General features: G+C 61.4%; 16 protein-coding genes. 13 read left to right on the forward strand and 3 right to left on the reverse strand.

Features of this window, described 5'->3' with window-relative positions; genetic code table 11:
- Positions 1-276: 276 nt before the first annotated feature.
- Positions 277-630: a hydroxyisourate hydrolase gene (uraH, locus tag ACF8EA_RS20715; RefSeq protein WP_021783016.1), complete on the reverse strand. Its 354-nt coding sequence runs from the start codon at positions 628-630 to the stop codon at positions 277-279.
- A gap of 399 nt (positions 631-1029) precedes the next feature.
- Here uraH and puuE point away from each other — a divergent pair, with 399 nt between their 5' ends.
- From puuE to ACF8EA_RS20750, 7 genes are all read left to right on the forward strand, one after another.
- Positions 1030-1956 carry an allantoinase PuuE gene (puuE, locus tag ACF8EA_RS20720; protein ID WP_021783015.1) on the forward strand — a complete coding sequence of 309 codons (927 nt, stop codon included), beginning with the start codon at positions 1030-1032 and terminating at the stop codon, positions 1954-1956.
- Positions 1956-2471 carry a 2-oxo-4-hydroxy-4-carboxy-5-ureidoimidazoline decarboxylase gene (uraD, locus tag ACF8EA_RS20725; protein ID WP_021783014.1) on the forward strand — a complete coding sequence of 172 codons (516 nt, stop codon included), beginning with the start codon at positions 1956-1958 and terminating at the stop codon, positions 2469-2471. Before puuE ends, uraD begins: the two co-directional genes overlap by 1 nt.
- 49 nt (positions 2472-2520) lie before the next feature.
- Positions 2521-3024 (forward strand): ureidoglycolate lyase, encoded by a 504-nt coding sequence (locus tag ACF8EA_RS20730; RefSeq protein WP_003254333.1) that lies wholly within the window; start codon positions 2521-2523, stop codon positions 3022-3024.
- 44 nt (positions 3025-3068) lie between these two features.
- Positions 3069-4394, forward strand: a complete 1326-nt coding sequence (locus ACF8EA_RS20735) for a urate hydroxylase PuuD (protein WP_021783013.1) — start codon at positions 3069-3071, stop codon at positions 4392-4394.
- A 184-nt stretch (positions 4395-4578) separates the two neighbouring features.
- Complete coding sequence (locus tag ACF8EA_RS20740; protein WP_021783012.1) at positions 4579-5934, forward strand: nucleobase:cation symporter-2 family protein; 1356 nt, start codon at positions 4579-4581, stop codon at positions 5932-5934.
- A 141-nt stretch (positions 5935-6075) separates the two neighbouring features.
- Positions 6076-6861, forward strand: coding sequence for an outer membrane protein OmpK (locus tag ACF8EA_RS20745; protein WP_274119372.1), 786 nt, complete (start codon positions 6076-6078; stop codon positions 6859-6861).
- A 354-nt stretch (positions 6862-7215) separates the two neighbouring features.
- A complete protein-coding gene (locus ACF8EA_RS20750) occupies positions 7216-7998 on the forward strand; it encodes an outer membrane protein OmpK (RefSeq protein ID WP_021783010.1) in 783 nt (260 codons plus the stop codon).
- 139 nt (positions 7999-8137) lie between these two features.
- Here the strand turns inward: ACF8EA_RS20750 and ACF8EA_RS20755 are convergent, their stop codons facing one another.
- Entirely contained in the window at positions 8138-9052 is a 915-nt protein-coding gene (locus tag ACF8EA_RS20755; RefSeq protein ID WP_392523106.1) for a DUF808 domain-containing protein, read from the reverse strand.
- Positions 9053-9183: 131 nt separating this feature from the next.
- On the opposite strand from ACF8EA_RS20755, the gene ACF8EA_RS20760 reads away from it, so the two are divergent.
- Positions 9184-9795, forward strand: a complete 612-nt coding sequence (locus tag ACF8EA_RS20760; RefSeq protein ID WP_021783008.1) for a TetR/AcrR family transcriptional regulator — start codon at positions 9184-9186, stop codon at positions 9793-9795.
- Between the two features lie 122 nt (positions 9796-9917).
- On the opposite strand, the gene ACF8EA_RS20765 is transcribed toward ACF8EA_RS20760, so the two are convergent.
- A complete protein-coding gene (locus tag ACF8EA_RS20765; RefSeq protein ID WP_010955037.1) occupies positions 9918-10358 on the reverse strand; it encodes a heme-binding protein in 441 nt (146 codons plus the stop codon).
- A gap of 257 nt (positions 10359-10615) precedes the next feature.
- On the opposite strand from ACF8EA_RS20765, the gene gcl reads away from it, so the two are divergent.
- The 5 genes from gcl to pyk all read left to right on the forward strand — a co-directional run bounded on the left by gcl (position 10616) and on the right by pyk (position 17184).
- The gene (gcl, locus tag ACF8EA_RS20770; protein WP_010955038.1) at positions 10616-12391 is read left to right on the forward strand and encodes a glyoxylate carboligase; all 1776 of its coding nucleotides are present in this window, start codon (positions 10616-10618) and stop codon (positions 12389-12391) included.
- Positions 12392-12445: 54 nt separating this feature from the next.
- The gene (gene hyi / locus ACF8EA_RS20775) at positions 12446-13228 is read left to right on the forward strand and encodes a hydroxypyruvate isomerase (RefSeq protein WP_021783006.1); all 783 of its coding nucleotides are present in this window, start codon (positions 12446-12448) and stop codon (positions 13226-13228) included.
- Between the two features lie 152 nt (positions 13229-13380).
- The gene (locus tag ACF8EA_RS20780) at positions 13381-14274 is read left to right on the forward strand and encodes a 2-hydroxy-3-oxopropionate reductase (protein WP_103462236.1); all 894 of its coding nucleotides are present in this window, start codon (positions 13381-13383) and stop codon (positions 14272-14274) included.
- Between the two features lie 223 nt (positions 14275-14497).
- A complete protein-coding gene (locus tag ACF8EA_RS20785) occupies positions 14498-15772 on the forward strand; it encodes a glycerate kinase (RefSeq protein WP_021783004.1) in 1275 nt (424 codons plus the stop codon).
- Positions 15769-17184, forward strand: a complete 1416-nt coding sequence (gene pyk, locus ACF8EA_RS20790) for a pyruvate kinase (protein WP_003254349.1) — start codon at positions 15769-15771, stop codon at positions 17182-17184. The genes ACF8EA_RS20785 and pyk overlap by 4 nt, the downstream gene beginning before the upstream one ends.
- Positions 17185-17300 lie beyond the last annotated feature (116 nt).

Consider the following 17300-nt stretch of genomic DNA (forward strand, 5'->3'; position numbering starts at 1 on the left):
GTTACTGGCCAGAAACAAACGTAGGAGCGAGCAAAGCTCGCGATGCGCCGCGCGGGCGGCGCTCGATTTCTGCCACCCCCTAAAACCCACGGCAAACACACCCGGCCATTACGCAACGTCATGCCGGGCGGTGTGGCCTTGAAGGTATGGCGGTAGAGGTACGTCGCCTGGGAGATCGAGCGCCGCCACATCACACACCACTTTCCTGCAGACGAAAAAAAGCCCGCCAGTGTGAGAGCGGGCCAAAGGACCTACGAAGATTCTTCTAGCGACCAACTAGCTTCCACGATAGGTCGAATAGCTGTACGGCGAAATCAGCAGCGGCACATGGTAGTGCTCCTGCGACTCGTCGATGCCAAAACGCAACACAACAACATCCAGAAACGCCTGGGCCGGCAGTTGCACGCCACGGGCGCGGTAGTAATCACCAGCGCTGAACTGCAGCTGGTAAACACCCGTACGGTAATCTTCCCCCTGCAACAGCGGCGCGTCGACGCGGCCATCGCTGTTGGTCAGGGCGGTGTTCACCAGCTCCAGCTGCTGGCCTTCGACGCGATACAGCTCGACCTTGATCGAGCTACCCGGGCAGCCATGCGCGGCATCCAGTACGTGTGTGGTCAAACGTCCCATTGCGTGTCGCCTCTTGTTCAATCTGTGGGCAAAAAATACTCAGCCATCGCACCAGCATAGCGCCTGCGGCAGGCGGGAATGACGTTATTAAGACATTACACCTCAAGATTGTACACAATTTTTTATCCCCCTCCGTCACAGCCTCCATTTGCTGCCCATAAACGACCCATCGGTCGCAAATACACGCACCGTAAAGACGCCAACTTCATTAGCTGACCAAACAGGCAGGTTTCTTGCACTGTATTTCCAGGTCGCTGTCAGGCGACAAAAGGGAAGAAATGCGGAAAAACAGGCTTACAAAAGATTTCAGAAGTTGTATACAATCAGCCCATCCGGTGGTGCGACATACCGACGCGGCCCGCCCACCCCCCGCACTAACGCACAAGAAGGAAGACTGCAGTGAGCGCTGATTACCCTCGCGACCTGATCGGTTACGGCAACAACCCTCCTCACCCGCAATGGCCGGGTAACGCCCGCATTGCGCTGTCTTTCGTCCTCAATTACGAAGAAGGCGGCGAGCGCAACATCCTGCACGGTGACAAGGAATCCGAAGCCTTCCTGTCCGAGATGGTCGCTGCCCAGCCACTGCAGGGCCAGCGCAACATGAGCATGGAGTCGCTGTATGAATACGGCAGCCGTGCCGGTGTGTGGCGCCTGCTGAAGCTGTTCAAGGACAGCGGCGTACCACTCACCATCTTCGCCGTGGCCATGGCCGCCCAGCGCCACCCCGACGTGATCCGCGCCATGGTCGAAGCCGGCCACGAGATCTGCAGCCACGGCTACCGCTGGATCGACTACCAGAACATGGACGAGGCCCAGGAGCGCGAGCACATGCTCGAAGCCATCCGTATCCTCACCGAACTCACTGGCGAGCGCCCGCTGGGCTGGTACACCGGCCGTACCGGCCCGAACACCCGCCGCCTGGTGATGGAGGAAGGTGGCTTCCTCTATGACAGCGACACCTACGACGACGACCTGCCCTACTGGGAGCCAAACAACCCCACTGGCAAGCCGCACCTGGTGATCCCCTACACCCTGGACACCAACGACATGCGCTTCACCCAGGTACAGGGCTTCAACTGCGGCGAGCAGTTCTTCCAGTACCTGAAAGACGCCTTTGATGTGCTGTACGCCGAAGGCGCCGAAGCACCGAAAATGCTTTCCATCGGCCTGCACTGCCGCCTGGTCGGCCGCCCGGCACGCCTGGCAGCACTCAAGCGCTTCGTCGATTACGCAAAAAGTCATGACCAGGTCTGGTTCGCCCGTCGCGTGGATATCGCCCGCCACTGGCACACCACCCACCCGTACAAGAAAGAGAACGCCTGATGACCGCCTTCAATACCCTCAAACCATCCGCCCTGGACCGTGACGCCTTCGTCAAGGCCTTCGCCGATATCTACGAGCACTCGCCGTGGGTTGCCGAAAAAGCCTATGACCTGGGCCAACTGGGCGAGCTGGACGAGATCGAGGCACTGCACCAGCGCATGAGCGACATCCTGCTCAGCGCCAACCACGCCGACCAGCTGGCGCTGATCAACGCTCACCCGGACCTGGCCGGCAAGGCAGCCATCCAGGGCGAGCTGACAGAATCGAGCACCAACGAACAGGCCGGCGCCGGCATTCACCAGTGCACCGCCGAGGAGTTCGCCCGCTTCACCGAGCTGAACGATGCCTACAAAGCCAAGTTCCAGTTCCCGTTCATCATGGCGGTGAAAGGCAGCAACCGGCACCAGATTCTCGCCGCCTTTGAAAAGCGCATCCACAACGATGCCGATGCCGAATTCAAGGAAGCCCTGACGCAGATCAACCAGATCGCGCTGTTCCGCCTGCTGCAGCTGTAAGCAACAGCCGAACCTTATTCAGAAAACGAACAATAGAAGAGATAACCGCATGCGCACCCTGATGATCGAGCCCTTGACCAAAGAAGCCTTCGCCCAGTTCGGAGACGTGATCGAAACCGACGGCAGCGACCACTTCATGATCAACAACGGCTCGACCATGCGCTTTCACAAGCTCGCCACGGTCGAAACCGCCGAGCCTGAAGACAAGGCGATCATCAGCATCTTCCGCGCCGACGCGCAGGACATGCCGCTGACCGTGCGCATGCTGGAACGCCATCCGCTGGGCAGCCAGGCTTTCATCCCGCTGCTCGGCAACCCCTTTCTGATCGTGGTCGCGCCCGTTGGCGATGCACCTGTATCAGGCTTGGTCCGAGCCTTCCGCAGTAATGGCAGGCAGGGCGTTAATTACCATCGCGGCGTCTGGCACCACCCGGTGCTGACGATCGAAAAGCGGGATGATTTCCTGGTGGTTGATCGCAGTGGTTCTGGCAACAACTGCGATGAGCATTACTTCACCGAGGAACAGATGCTGATCCTCAATCCCCACCAATAAGAAAAGGTCAGTCATCTTCTCGGTGACTGGCAGAGGTACATACTGTGGAAGCACACCTTCACGAATGGCTGAACCTGAGCATTCGCTGGGTTCACATGATCACCGGCGTCGCCTGGATCGGTGCATCGTTCTACTTCGTCTGGCTGGAGAACCACCTGAACCGAAGCAACCCGCGCGATGGGTTGTCGGGTGATCTCTGGGCGATTCACGGCGGTGGTATCTACCACCTGGAGAAATACAAGCTCGCCCCACCGAAAATGCCCGAGAACCTGCATTGGTTCAAATGGGAAGCCTACTTCACCTGGATGTCCGGTATCGCCCTGCTGTGCGTGGTGTTCTACTGGAACCCGGCCCTGTACCTGCTGGCGCCTGGCAGCACCCTGAGCGGTGCCGAAGGCGTGGCCATCGGTATCGGTTCGCTGATCGCTGGCTGGTTCATCTACGACTTCCTGTGCGACTCGCCCCTGGGCAAGAAGCCAGCGCTGCTCGGTGGTGTGCTGTTCGTGCTGATCATCGCGGCCTGCTGGGGCTTCAGCCTGGTGTTCAGCGGCCGTGGTGCATACCTGCACACCGGCGCGATCATCGGCACCATCATGGTCGGTAACGTGTTCCGCATCATCATGCCGGCCCAACGCCAGCTGGTGGCGGCGATCGAGAACAACCAGACGCCCGACCCGGTACTGCCGGCCAAGGGCCTGCTGCGCTCGCGTCACAACAACTACTTCACCCTGCCGGTGCTGTTCATCATGATCAGCAACCATTTCCCGAGCACCTACGGTAGCCAGTACAACTGGCTGATCCTGGCCGGTATCGCAGTAGCCGCGGTTCTGATCCGCCACTACTTCAACACCCGCCACGACAGCAACAAGTACGCCTGGACCCTGCCCGTCGGCGCTCTGGCGATGATCTGCCTGGCTTACGTTACCGGCCCGAAACCGATGGCCGTAAGCCCTGAGCAAGCAGCAGCGAAGATCGAGTACCAACCGCTGCCGGCAACTGCCGTAGGCGGCAAGACCGCTGCCGAGCAGCGCGCCGAGGACGCTGCAAAGGCTGCCGAAGCACCCGCCGCACCAGCACAAGCTCCCGCCCAGGCCGCTGCCCAGGCCGGTGGCGACTTCGACAAGATCCACAATGTCATCCAGGAACGCTGCACCGTGTGCCACTCGTCCAAACCGACCAGCCCACTGTTCAGCGCCGCACCTGCTGGCGTGATGTTCGACACCCCGCAGCAGATCCAGGCCCAGGCCGCGCGCATTCAGGCGCAAGCGGTTGCCAGCCAGATCATGCCGCTGGGCAACATCACCCAGATGACCACCGAAGAGCGCAAGCTCGTCGGCGACTGGATCGCCAAAGGCGCCCAGGTCAACTGACAGCACCTCGCCAGGCAACCCGCCCTCAGGGAATCACCATTCCCTGTAGGAGCGGGCTTGCCCGCGAAGAGGCCGGTAGCCCCGGCCTCAGGCTTCATGTGTAACGCAACAAGCAAGCATCGAGCGCGCAGGCATGAGGCCTGCCGCTTGGATCCGAGAATAAAAACAAAACTCGAGGTGCTGCATGTCCGAGTCACGCAAGGCGTATATCCCCATTGCGCCGCCGCGAGAACCCTTGCCCCTGTTCCAACTGTTCCTGGTTGGCCTGCAACACGTTCTGCTGATGTACGGTGGCGCGATCGCCGTGCCGTTGATCATCGGCCAGGCCGCCGGGTTGTCCCGTGAAGAAGTCGCTTTCCTGATCAACGCCGACCTGCTTGTCGCTGGCGTCGCTACCATCATCCAGTCGTTCGGTATCGGCCCGGTGGGCATCCGCATGCCGGTGATGATGGGTGCCAGTTTCGCCGCCGTCGGCAGCATGGTGGCCATGGCCGGCATGCCCGGCGTGGGCCTACAGGGGATCTTCGGTGCGACCATCGCTGCCGGGTTCTTCGGCATGCTGATCGCGCCGTTCATGTCCAAGGTTGTCCGCTTCTTCCCACCGTTGGTCACTGGTACGGTGATCACCTCGATTGGCCTGTCGCTGTTCCCGGTGGCAGTCAACTGGGCCGGTGGCGGCCAGGACGCTCAAACGTTCGGCTCTCCGATCTACCTGCTAGTGGCCGGCCTGGTACTGGCCGTGATCCTGCTGATCAACCGCTTCATGCGCGGTTTCTGGGTCAATGTGTCGGTACTGGTGGGCATGGGCCTTGGCTACATCCTGGCCGGCTCCATCGGCATGGTCGACCTGTCGGGCCTGAATGAAGCACCGTGGTTGCAGGTGGTCACCCCGCTGCACTTCGGCATGCCGACCTTCAGCCTGGCGCCGATCCTGTCCATGTGCCTGGTAGTGGTGATCATCTTCGTCGAGTCCACCGGCATGTTCCTGGCCTTGGGCAAGGTGACTGATCGTGAAGTAACCCCTGGCATGCTGCGTCGCGGCCTGCTGTGCGATGCCGGTGCGTCGTTCATTGCAGGCTTCTTCAACACCTTCACCCACTCCTCGTTCGCCCAGAACATCGGCCTGGTGCAAATGACCGGGGTGCGCTGCCGCTATGTCACCATCGTGGCCGGTGCACTGCTGATCCTGCTCAGCCTGCTGCCCAAAGCGGCCTTCCTGATTGCCTCGATCCCGCCTGCGGTACTGGGCGGCGCGTCCATCGCCATGTTCGGCATGGTCACTGCCACCGGGATCAAGATTCTTCAGGAGGCGGACATCGGCGACCGCCGCAACCAGCTGCTGGTTGCCGTGAGCGTCGGCTTCGGGTTGATCCCCGTGGTGCGTCCGGAGTTCTTTGCCCAGATGCCACAGTGGATGGAACCCATCACCCACAGCGGTATCGCCATGGCCACGGTCAGTGCCCTGGTGTTGAACGTACTGTTCAACATCCTTGGCGGTGCCGACCGCGCAATGCACAACGACGTCTGTCACCAGCATTGAGCCAAGGGGGGCGGTGCATTGCCGCCCCTCATTCACCTCTGCAGTAACCGCTACGCCGTCGACCCGCCGGAATGGGTCGCCCGGGGCGCCTGCGCGCCAAAAAAAACCGCCAACAAAAACAATAAGTCCGGGAATCACAACATGAAGCGCATCACCACGTCCCTGTTGTTGGGCAGCAGCCTGCTGGCCACCCTACCCTCGCACGCAGGCGAATGGCTGCAATGGCACGGCGAAAGCCTGACCTACCTGTACGGCAAGGACTTCAAGGTCAACCCTGATATCCAGCAGACCATCACCTTCGAGCACGCCAACAAATGGAAGTACGGCGACACCTTCATGTTCGTCGACAAGATCTTCTACAACGGCAAGGCCGACCCCGGCAAAGGTGTGACCACCTACTACGGCGAGTTCAGCCCACGCCTGTCATTGGGCAAGATCTTCGACCGCAAGCTTGCCTTCGGCCCGATCAAGGACGTGCTGCTGGCCATGACCTACGAGCGCGGTGAAGGCGACAACGAGGCCTACCTGATCGGCCCCGGCTTCGACTTGAACATCCCCGGCTTCAACTATTTCACCCTCAATTTCTACGTGCGTAACACCGAAGGCAGCCGCCCCGGTGACAACGTCTGGCAGATTACCCCCGGCTGGTCGTACACCATCCCCGTGGGGCGGTCAGACATTCTGATCGACGGTTACATGGACTGGGTTACCGACAACGACCAGACCCGCCGTGGCACCTATCACGCCAACCTGCACTTCAACCCGCAGGTCAAATACGACCTGGGCAAGGCGCTGAACCTGGGCGCCAAGCAGCTCTACGTCGGCTTTGAATACAGCTACTGGAAAGACAAGTACGGCATTGACAGCCGCGGCAACCTGGACAGTAACCAGAGCGTCGCCAGCGCGCTGGTCAAGGTCCACTTCTGATAAGCTGACCAAACGCACAGGTTTGATCCACCCCGCTCCAGGACGGAGCACTTGAGGCGCGGCGCGCAAGCCAGTAATCTGCGCGCCCCCTCGATCAGGGCAGAACGGATTCTGCCTGCGTTTACTGACCGCTCAGTCAATGAATTCGGGCGGTTGGCCAACGTGTTGCCAGCCTGAAAGACCCTTTTCATCCGTTCAGAACGAAGTCGAGCAGGAAGGTTTTGCCAACCCGGAAAAGTTGGCCCAACCCTTGCCAAACAGCTGTGGCCTATCGAAAAAAGCTGACTCAAAAGACAAAAAAAAGCGCCGACACCGAGCGCTGACAACAGATCAATCAAGGGAGCGACACTCGCAATGCGTACTATCAAGAGCCTGATCCTCGCCGGCGGCCTGCTGGCCTGCGGCACCACCTTCGGCGGCGACCTGCTGCAATGGCAGAACAACAGCCTGACCTACCTGTGGGGCAAGAACTTCAAGGTCAACCCCGAGACCCAGCAAACATTCACCTTCGAGCACGCCGACGCGTGGAAGTACGGCGATAACTTCTTCTTCGTCGACAAGATCTTCTACCAAGGCAAGAAGGACGCCAGCAACGGCCCCAACACCTACTATGGCGAGTTCAGCCCACGCCTGTCGTTCGGCAAGATCTTCGATCAGAAACTGGAATTCGGCCCGGTCAAGGACGTGCTGCTGGCGATGACCTACGAGTTTGGCGAGGGTGACACCGAGTCTTACCTGATCGGCCCGGGCTTCGACCTGGCCATTCCGGGCTTCGACTACTTCCAGCTGAACTTCTACAACCGCACCACCGACGGCAGCCGCGCTGGCGACAACGTGTGGCAGATCACCCCGGTGTGGTCCTACACCATTCCGGTCGGTGATTCCGACGTGCTGATCGACGGCTTCATGGACTGGGTGGTGGACAACGACGAGAACCGCCGCGGCACCTACCAGGCCAACCTGCACTTCAACCCGCAGATCAAGTACGACCTGGGCAAGGCGCTGCACCTGGGCGAAAAGCAGCTGTATGTGGGTGTGGAGTACGACTACTGGAAGAACAAGTACGGCATCAAGGACAGCGATGCTTTCACTACCGACCAGAACACCATGAGCTTCCTGGTCAAGGTTCACTTCTGAACTGATCGCTCGGGGCCGCGCTGCGGCCCATTCGCGGGTAAACCCGCTCCTACAGAGGGCGCGCCGTGTTCAAGGCAAACGCGGTATCTGGTCGGAGCGGGTTCACCCGCGAACCGGGGCAAAGCCCCGGCCAGGCGCCTCAATTGGCAGGTCTGAGCGCCCGCCACAACTTCCCCGCAGCACTGACCACCGCCAGCACCATGGCACCGGCCACAACCCCGACCCCAGCGTTGAGCAACGCCCCGGTAAGCGCCCCGCCACGCCCTTCGCTGAACGCCTCGATGGCATGATGCAGCGGCTCGATGCCATGCACCAGGATCCCACCGCCTACCAGGAACATCGCCGCAGTACCAATCACCGACAGGCTTTTCATCATGTACGGCGCCGCCCGCAGGATGCCGTTACCCACTGCCTGAGTCAGCCTGGAGGTTTTGCGGGCCATCCACAGCCCAAGGTCGTCAAGCTTGACGATCCCGCCTACCAACCCATACACACCAATGGTCATCACCACCGCAATGCCCGACAGCACGATGATCTGCTGGGTCAGCGGCGAGTCAGCCACGATCCCCAAGGTAATGGCGATGATCTCCGCCGACAGAATGAAGTCGGTACGCACCGCCCCCTTGATCTTGGCTTTTTCAAAAGCCACCAGATCAACGTTGGCATCGGCAACGGCCTCCTTGCGCGCCGCGTGCTGTGCCTCATCCTCTTCCTTGCTGTGCAAGAACTTGTGCGCCAGCTTCTCGAAACCCTCGAAGCACAGGTACGCACCGCCCAGCATCAGCAGTGGCGTTACTGCCCACGGGATGAAGGCGCTGATCAGCAGGGCCGCCGGCACCAGAATGGCCTTGTTCAGCAGCGAGCCTTTGGCCACCGCCCACACCACCGGCAACTCGCGATCGGCGCGCACGCCGGTGACCTGCTGAGCATTCAGTGCCAGGTCGTCACCCAGCACACCCGCAGTTTTTTTCGCCGCGACTTTGGTCATTAGCGAGACGTCATCCAGCAGCGTGGCGATGTCGTCGATCAGTACCAGTAGACTGCTTCCTGCCATGTTTGCCTGTTTCCAGTGAAATGAATGTGCCGGAGTCTAGCCGAAAGTCGCTGCCTTGAGCGCCCGTCGGACCCGGTGCTACCATGCCCGATCCCCTTAGAGGTGGCCAGACACGAGGAAGATCCCTGACCATGAGCACCATTCGCGAGCGCAACAAGGAATTGATCCTGCGCGCGGCCAGCGAGGAATTCGCCGACAAGGGCTTCGCCGCCACCAAGACCAGCGATATCGCGGCCAAGGCCGGCCTGCCCAAGCCGAACGTGTATTACTACTTCAAGTCCAAGGACAACCTTTACCGCGAGGTCCTGGAAAGCATCATCGCGCCGATCATGCAGGCATCCACGCCGTTCAATGCAGACGGCGACCCGAAGGAAGTGCTGAGTTCGTACATTCGTTCGAAGATTCGCATTTCGCGTGACCTGCCCCATGCGTCCAAGGTGTTCGCCAGCGAGATCATGCATGGCGCGCCGCACCTTTCAGCGAACCAGGTAGAGCAGTTGAACGAGCAGGCCCGACACAACATCGAGTGCATCCAGCGCTGGATCGACCGCGGGCAGATCGCCCATGTGGACGCGCACCACCTGATGTTCAGCATCTGGGCGGCGACCCAGACCTATGCGGACTTCGACTGGCAGATTTCTGCGGTGACCGGCAAGGCCAAGCTGGCCGACAGTGATTATGACGCGGCAGCCGAAACCATCATTCGTATGGTCTTGAAAGGTTGTGAGCCTGAGGCAGCCTGAACCATCCCGAAGGGCCATTCGCGGGCAAGCCCGCTCCCACAGGATCACCACATGCCTGAAGGTAGTGGGGTCACTGTGGGAGCGGGCTCGTCCGCGAATGGGCCAGAACAGGCAATAGAGATTTAGGCCGCTACCCCGGCATCTGCCCGCAACCCCACCTCCTCGATCGCACTGATCGCACACTGCTCGTCGATATCCGAGGTATCGCCGCTGATCCCCACGGCACCCAGCACCTTGCCGTCCTGATCACGAATCAGCACCCCACCTGGCGCCGGCACCACCGGCCGCTCACCCATGCCGTTCAGCGCGGCAAAAAAAGCCGGCCGCTGCTGCGCATCCAGCGCCAGCAAGCGCGACCCCTTGCCCAGGGCAATCGCGCCCCAGGCTTTGCCAGTGGCCACCTCAGGACGAATCAGGCTGGCGCCATCCTCACGCTGCAGCGCCAGCAGGTGCCCGCCGGCATCCAGCACCGCCACGGTCAGTGGCGCGGCATTGATCTTGCGGCCCGCCACCAGCGCGGCATTCACCAGGCTGACAGCGACTTTCAGGTTCAGAACGTTCATGGAAAGGTCCTCTTCTTGTTGTGAGAAGCCCTGAGGGCAGTTGAAAACCGATCGAACAAATAGAACACAACGAGAGATATTTTTGTATACAATATTTTGAAACGATCGTATGCGATGGCGCAAACCCTCGTTTTCGCGGGCGCTCTGACGAAAGCCAGCTTAGTCGATGAAAACCCATTGACCTGAGCCGCCAGGCGTGAATACACTCTGTCGCAAAGCAAGTTGTATACAATTACAAAATCGATGAGGCACAAACCATGAGCAAAATGAGAGCAATCGATGCAGCCGTTCTGGTCATGCGCCGTGAAGGTGTAGATACCGCGTTCGGCATCCCGGGGGCTGCCATCAACCCGTTGTATTCGGCCCTGAAGAAAGTCGGTGGCATCGATCACGTCCTCGCTCGTCACGTCGAAGGTGCCTCGCACATGGCCGAGGGCTACACCCGCGCCAACCCGGGCAACATCGGTGTGTGCATCGGCACGTCCGGCCCTGCCGGCACCGACATGGTCACCGGCCTGTACAGTGCCTCGGCCGACTCCATCCCGATTCTGTGCATCACTGGCCAGGCGCCACGTGCCCGCCTGCACAAGGAAGACTTCCAGGCTGTCGACATCACCAACATCGTCAAGCCGGTGACCAAGTGGGCGACCACCGTTCTGGAGCCAGGCCAGGTGCCTTACGCCTTCCAGAAGGCCTTCTACGAAATGCGTACCGGCCGCCCAGGCCCGGTGCTGATCGACCTGCCGTTCGACGTGCAGATGGCCGAAATCGAATTCGACATCGACGCCTACGAACCGCTGCCCGTGCACAAGCCGTCCGCCACTCGCGTACAGGCCGAAAAAGCCCTGGCCCTGCTCAATGACGCCGAGCGCCCACTGCTGGTAGCCGGTGGCGGCATCATAAACGCCGACGCCAGCGACAAGCTGGTCGAATTCGCCGAACTGACCGGCGTACCGGTAATCCCGACCCTGATGGGCTGGGGCACCATCCCGGACGACCACGCACAGATGGTTGGTATGGTCGGCCTGCAGACCTCGCACCGCTATGGCAACGCAACCCTGCTGAAGTCCGACCTGGTATTCGGTATCGGTAACCGCTGGGCCAACCGCCACACCGGTTCCGTCGATGTCTACACCGAAGGCCGCAAGTTCGTACACGTCGACATCGAACCGACCCAGATCGGCCGCGTGTTCACCCCGGACCTGGGCATTGTTTCCGATGCTGGCAAGGCACTGGACGTGTTCCTGGAAGTGGCCCGCGAGTGGAAAGCCGCCGGTAAGCTCAAGTGCCGCAAGGCCTGGCTGGAAGAGTGCCAGGAGCGCAAGTCGAGCCTGCAGCGCAAGACCCACTTCGACAACGTGCCGGTCAAGCCGCAGCGCGTCTACGAAGAAATGAACCAGGTATTCGGCAAGGACACCTGCTACGTCAGCACCATCGGTCTGTCGCAGATTGCCGGCGCTCAGTTCCTGCATGTGTACAAGCCTCGCCACTGGATCAACTGCGGCCAGGCCGGCCCGCTGGGCTGGACCATCCCTGCCGCGCTGGGCGTGGTCAAAGCCGATCCCAAGCGCAAGGTTGTCGCGCTGTCGGGTGACTACGACTTCCAGTTCATGATCGAAGAACTGGCGGTAGGTGCGCAGTTCAACCTGCCGTACGTCCACGTACTGGTGAACAACGCCTACCTGGGCCTGATCCGCCAGGCGCAGCGTGGCTTCGACATGGATTACTGTGTACAACTGGCGTTCGAGAACATCAACTCGACCGACGCTGCCACCTACGGTGTCGATCACGTCGCTGTGGTCGAAGGCCTGGGTTGCAAGGCCATCCGTGTGTTCGAGCCAGCAGAAATCGCCCCTGCCCTGATCAAGGCACAGAAGATGGCCGAAGAGTTCCGCGTGCCGGTGGTGGTTGAAGTGATTCTCGAGCGTGTGACCAACATTTCCATGGGCACCGAGATCAACGCGGTCAACGAGTTCGAAGACCTGGCCCTGGTCGGCAACGACGCGCCAACCGCCATCTCGCTGCTGGACTGATCGCCTGACGCCCCCAGGCACGCCTTGGGGGCCTTCATCGCAAGGAGACAACTCATGCCTCGCTTCGCTGCCAACCTGTCCATGCTGTTCACCGAACAGGACTTCCTGGCCCGCTTCAAGGCTGCCGCCGACGCTGGTTTCAGCGGCGTCGAATACCTCTTCCCCTATGACTTCAGCGCGGCTGAAATCAAGCAGCAGCTGGAGGCCAACGGCCTGACCCAGGTGCTGTTCAACCTGCCGGCCGGCGACTGGGCCAAAGGTGAGCGCGGCATCACCTGCCACCCCGACCGCATCGAAGAATTCCGCGCCGGTGTCGACAAAGCCATCGAATACGCCAAGGTCCTGGGCAACACCCAGGTCAACGCCCTGGCCGGTATTCGCCCACAAGGCCCGGACTGCGCCACCGTGCGCAAGACCTTTGTCGAGAACCTGCGCTACGCCGCTGACAAACTCAAGGCCGCCGGCATTCGCCTGGTCATGGAAATGATCAACACCCGCGATATCCCCGGTTTCTACCTGAACACCACCCAACAGGCGCTGGAAATCCAGGCCGAGGTGGGCAGCGACAACCTGTTCCTGCAGTACGACATCTACCACATGCAGATCATGGAAGGTGACCTGGCTCGCACCATGGAAGCCAACCTGAAAGTGATCAACCACATCCAGCTGGCGGACAACCCAGGCCGCAACGAACCAGGTACCGGCGAGATCAACTACCGCTTCCTGTTCGAACACCTGGACCGCATTGGCTACCAGGGCTGGGTGGGCGCGGAGTACAAGCCCAAGACCACTACCGAAGCGGGCCTGGGCTGGCTGAAAACCCATAACGCAATCTGAGGAACAACTCGGGACCCTGTGGGAGCGGGCTTGCCCGCGAACACCGGCAAAGCCGGTGCCATCCACCGAGTTGTCTGCTTCGCGGGCGAGCCCGCTCCCACAGGGGGCCAGAGCTTGCTTGAGATATCACAATTACAAAGAGGTAATTTCTCATGGCTAAAATCGGTTTCATCGGCACCGGCATCATGGGCAAGCCCATGGCCCAGAACCTGCAGAAGGCAGGTCACAGCCTGTTCATTTCCACCCACCACGATGCCGCGCCAGCCGACCTGATCGCTGCCGGTGCAGTGGCCCTGGCCAACCCGAAAGAGGTTGCCCAGGAAGCCGAATTCATCATCGTCATGGTCCCCGACACCCCGCAGGTCGAAAGCGTACTGTTCGGTGAAAACGGCGTGGCCGAAGGCGTCGGCCCGAACAAGGTCGTGATCGATATGAGTTCGATCTCGCCAACCGCTACCAAAGTGTTCGCCGAGAAAATCAAGGCAACCGGCGCTGCGTACCTGGACGCTCCTGTATCCGGTGGTGAAGTCGGTGCCAAGGCTGCGACCCTGAGCATCATGGTCGGTGGCTGCCCGAACGCCTTCGAGCGCACCCTGCCGCTGTTCGAAGCCATGGGCAAGAACATCACCCGCGTCGGTGGCAACGGTGACGGCCAGACCGCCAAGGTCGCCAACCAGATCATTGTCGCCCTGAACATCCAGGCCGTCAGCGAAGCATTGCTGTTCGCCGCCAAGAACGGTGCAGACCCGGCCAAGGTGCGTGAAGCACTGATGGGCGGCTTCGCCTCGTCGAAAATCCTCGAAGTGCACGCCGAGCGCATGATCAAGGGCACCTTCGACCCAGGCTTCCGCATCAACCTGCACCAGAAGGACCTGAACCTGGCCCTGCAAGGCGCCAAGGAACTGGGCATCAACCTGCCCAATACCTCCAATGCCCAGCAAGTGTTCAACACCTGCCAGGCCCTGGGCGGCGGCAACTGGGACCACTCGGCGCTGATCAAAGGCCTGGAGCACATGGCCAACTTCTCGATCCGCGGCGATAAATAACGTGTAAGCCTTACCAGCCTCATCCCGAGCTACGCTCGCTCCTACTGGATCAGCGCAAAGCCCGTAGGAACGAACGTAGCTCGCGATAAAGCAAACGCCGCCTGACCTGCGACCACAGATCAGCCAGCGATACCGAGCAACACCCGCCCCTGGTTCGGCCTGCACGGAGGCAGTTCCAGGGGCGTTTTTGATTCTGTAGAACAACAATAATTGGGAGCCTGCCATGTCGGTCGATCCGCAAAAACTTCTCCGCGAGCTGTTCGACACAGCCATCGCCGCCGCCCACCCCCGTCAAGTCCTCGAACCCTACCTGCCCGCCGATCGCAGCGGTCGGGTTATCGTCATCGGCGCCGGCAAGGCCGCAGCCGCCATGGCCGAAGTGGTCGAGAAAAGCTGGCAGGGCGAAGTCTCCGGCCTGGTCGTGACCCGTTACGGCCACGGCGCCAACTGCCAGAAGATCGAGGTGGTCGAAGCTGCCCACCCGGTCCCGGATGCTGCCGGCCTGGCTGTGGCCAAGCGCGTGCTGGAACTGGTCAGCAACCTCAACGAAGACGACCGCGTCATCTTCCTGCTGTCTGGCGGTGGCTCGGCGCTGCTGGCCCTGCCTGCCGAAGGCCTGACCTTGGCCGACAAGCAGCAGATCAACAAGGCGCTGCTGAAATCCGGTGCCACCATCGGCGAGATGAATTGCGTGCGCAAGCACCTCTCGGCGATCAAGGGCGGGCGCCTGGCCAAGGCCTGCTGGCCGGCCACGGTCTACACCTATGCCATTTCCGATGTACCGGGCGACCTCGCTACGGTAATCGCCTCCGGCCCCACAGTGGCCGACCCGAGCACCTCGGCCGACGCCCTGGCCATCCTCAAACGCTACAACATCGAAGCGCCCAAAGCGGTCATCGACTGGCTGAACAACCCGGCCTCGGAAACCGTCAAGGCCGACGACCCGGCCTTGGCCCGCAGCCACTTCCAGTTGATCGCCAAACCCCAGCAGTCGCTCGAAGCCGCCGCCGTCAAAGCCCGTCAGGCCGGTTTCAGCCCGCTGATCCTCGGCGACCTCGAAGGCGAATCGCGCGAAGTGGCCAAGGTGCATGCCGGTATCGCCCGACAAATCGTTCAGCACGGCCAGCCGCTCAAGGCGCCCTGCGTGATCCTGTCGGGTGGCGAAACCACCGTGACCGTACGCGGCAATGGCCGTGGCGGGCGCAACGCCGAGTTCCTGCTCAGCCTCACCGAAAGCCTGAAAGGCCTGCCGGGCGTATACGCCTTGGCCGGTGACACCGACGGCATCGATGGCTCGGAAGATAACGCCGGTGCCTTCATGACCCCTGCCAGCTACGACCGCGCCGAAGCGTTGGGCCTGTCGGCCAGCGACGAATTGGACAACAACAACGGCTACGGCTACTTCGCCGCGCTGGATGCGCTGATCGTCACCGAACCGACTCGCACCAACGTCAACGACTTCCGCGCCATCCTGATCCTCGAGACTGCCCAATCATGACGCCAGATAAAAAAGTAAAGATCCTCGCCACCCTTGGCCCTGCGATCAACGGCATCGACGATATCCGCCAGCTGGTCGAAGCCGGGGTGAACATCTTCCGCCTCAACTTCAGCCATGGCGAGCATGCCGACCACGCCCTGCGCTACCAGTGGATCCGCGAAGTCGAGCAGCAACTGAACTACCCGCTGGGTATCCTCATGGACCTGCAAGGGCCGAAGCTGCGCGTTGGCCGCTTTGCCGAAGGCAAAGTGCAGCTGCAACGCGGCCAGGCCCTGCGCCTGGACCTGGACAAGACCCCGGGCGACAGCCGCCGGGTCAACCTGCCGCACCCCGAAATCATCGCCGCCCTTGAGCCCGGCATGGACCTGCTGCTGGACGACGGCAAGCTGCGCCTGCGCGTTACCGCCAAGCACAGCGACGCCATCGACACCGAGGTGCTGAACGGTGGCGAGCTTTCCGACCGCAAGGGCGTCAACGTACCGCAAGCGGTGCTCGACCTCTCCCCGCTCACCGAAAAAGACCGCCGCGACCTGGCCTTTGGCCTGGAGCTGGGTGTGGACTGGGTAGCCCTGTCGTTCGTCCAGCGCCCTGAAGACATCGTTGAAGCGCGCCAGCTAATTGGCGACCGCGCCTACCTGATGGCCAAGATCGAGAAGCCATCGGCAGTCGAACAGCTGCAAGCCATCGCCGAACTGGCAGACGCGATCATGGTGGCCCGTGGTGACCTGGGCGTGGAAGTGCCGGCCGAAAGCGTGCCGCAGATCCAGAAGCGCATCATCGGCACCTGCCGCCAGCTGGGCAAGCCGGTTGTGGTGGCCACGCAGATGCTCGAGTCGATGCGTTTCTCGCCAGCGCCAACCCGTGCCGAAGTCACCGACGTGGCAAACGCTGTGGCCGAAGGTGCCGATGCAGTAATGCTGTCGGCCGAAACCGCCTCGGGTGACTACCCGCTCGAAGCCGTGCAGATGATGAGCAAGATCATCCGCCAGGTTGAGAACGGCCCGGACTACCAGGCCCAGCTCGACGTCGGCCGGCCAAAGGCCGAAGCGACCGTGTCGGATGCCATCAGCTGCGCCATCCGCCGTATCAGCGGCATCCTGCCGGTGGCAGTGCTGGTCAACTACAGCGAGTCGGGTGCATCGACCCTGCGCGCGGCACGTGAGCGGCCACGGGCACCGATCCTCAACCTGACGCCGAACCTGAACACCGCGCGCCGCCTCAGCGTGGCCTGGGGCGTGCATTCGGTGGTCAACGACCGCCTGCGTCAAGTCGACGAGGTGGTTTCCACCGCCCTGGAGATTGCCCAGGCGCAAGGCATGGCCAGCCGTGGCGACACGTTGCTGATCACCGCTGGTGTGCCTTTCGGCAAGCCGGGTACGACCAACACACTGCGGATCGAGACTTTGATCTGAGATTGCCGGGGGCGCGTTGCGCCCCTTTCGCGACACAAGGCCGTTTCCACAGGGCGGCGCTGGCACAAGGGAATGCGATCCCTGTGGAAGCGGCCTTGTATCGCGATTGGAGGGCA

The organism is Pseudomonas sp. YQ_5 (assembly GCF_043103305.1).
Classification (GTDB): Bacteria; Pseudomonadota; Gammaproteobacteria; order Pseudomonadales; family Pseudomonadaceae; genus Aquipseudomonas; species Aquipseudomonas putida_Y.